Origin of the sequence: Mesorhizobium sp. M1E.F.Ca.ET.063.01.1.1, assembly GCF_003998155.1 — a bacterium.
Classification (GTDB): Bacteria; Pseudomonadota; Alphaproteobacteria; order Rhizobiales; family Rhizobiaceae; genus Mesorhizobium.
The window spans coordinates 1-1,571 of sequence record NZ_RZSC01001062.1; the positions used below are offsets into that span (position 1 = coordinate 1).

A 1,571-nucleotide genomic window follows, 5' to 3' on the forward strand; every position below is an offset into this window, starting at 1 on the left:
ATCGAGGCGATGGGCACGGAGCTTGCGGGCTCCGACCGGCCGCTGATCGTCACTTCCGGCATCGGACTGGTCCGGCCCGGCCGCATCGCGACCGAAGACGTTTCGCCTGCATCCAATCCAGCGATCCCGAGGGTCTCGGAGCAGACCGCCCATGCCGCGGCCGAGAAGGGCGTGCGCGTGTCGATCATTCGCCTGCCGCCGTCGGTGCATGGTGTTGGCGATCACGGCTTCGTTCCGATCCTGATCGGCATTGCCCGCGAGAAGGGTGCCTCGATCTACACGGACGAGGGTCTCAACCGCTGGCCCGCCGTGCACCGGCTCGATGCCGCCAGGCTCTACAGGCTGGTGCTGGAAAAGGGCCGCGGCGGCGCGCGCTACCACGCCGTCGCCGAGGAGGGCGTGCCGTTCCGCGAGATCGCCGGCGTCATCGGCCGCAGACTCGGTGTGCCGGTGGTCAGCAAAAGCCGGGAGGAATCCGCCGAACATTTCGGCTGGTTCGCGCATTTCTCGGCGATCGACAACGAGGCCTCGAGCGCGCTGACCCGGCAGGAACTGGGTTGGGAGCCGACCCAGCTAGGGCTGATCGCGGATATCGACCAGCCGACTTACTTCCAAAGCTGAGTCGAACGACGGCAGGCCCGAGGCGCAAACGTGCCTCGGGCTCGGCATTCTTTGTCTTTCAACGGCTTTAGCCTGGTCGATTGGTCCAGGCAGTTCCGCCGGGACTTACCGCATGATAGGGATCGAAACGCGTTGCGGGCCGTCGAATGCAGCGTAATTGGATCGATTCATGTCGCTGCCGCCGCTTTCGCCTGAGCAACTCGTCAAGCCCAGCCATTTCGAACTGCGCATGAGCCTGATCTTCGCGACCTTGTTCGTGTCGCAGGGCACGCATCTGCCCTATTTCCCGCTCTGGCTGCAGGCGAAAGGTTTTCACGCCGAACAGATCGCCGTCATCCTGGCCGCGCCGATGTTCCTGCGCGTCGTGACGACGCCGATGCTGACCGCGCTTGCCGACCGGGCGAAGGACCGGACCGACGTCTATATCGCGCTGGTTGCGGCATCGATGATCATTTCGGCCGGCTATTTCCTGCCGGCCACCTATGCGATCGTGCTCGCAGTGTCGCTCGTTTTGACGATCGTCTGGACGCCGCATTCGCCGCTGGCCGACTCGCTGGCGTTGTCGGGCGTGCGCCGCTTCGGCTCCAACTACACCGGCATGCGCAAATGGGGCTCGATCTCCTATCTTTGCGCCAATGTGGTTGGCGGCTTCATCCTCGCGGTGACCGGAGCTGAGGCTGTGCCGGCGATCATCTTCGTGGCCATTGCCGCGGCACTTGTTGCTGCGCTGTTTGCGCCGCGCATGGGACGGCCCCGCAAGGCATCGCCGCTGTCGGCGGCCGACATCCAGCATTCGGCCCCGAGCCTTTTCAACGCCTATTTCCTCTATTTCACGCTCGGTGTCGGGATCATCACCGCCAGCCACGCCTTTCTCTACGGCTTCGTGTCGATCTACTGGAAGTCGATCGGCATCAGCGATTCCGTTGTCGGCCTGCTGTGGGCCTGGGGCG

The 1,571-nt window shown here is 64.4% G+C and carries 2 protein-coding genes; both read left to right on the forward strand.

Features of this window, described 5'->3' with window-relative positions:
• Positions 1-621 (forward strand): SDR family oxidoreductase (locus EOA29_RS41850; RefSeq protein ID WP_189479107.1); only part of this gene is annotated, 621 nt, incomplete at its 5' end.
• A 169-nt stretch (positions 622-790) separates the two neighbouring features.
• On the forward strand, positions 791-1,571 hold a 781-nt coding region (locus EOA29_RS35995), incomplete at its 3' end, for an MFS transporter (protein ID WP_145970029.1).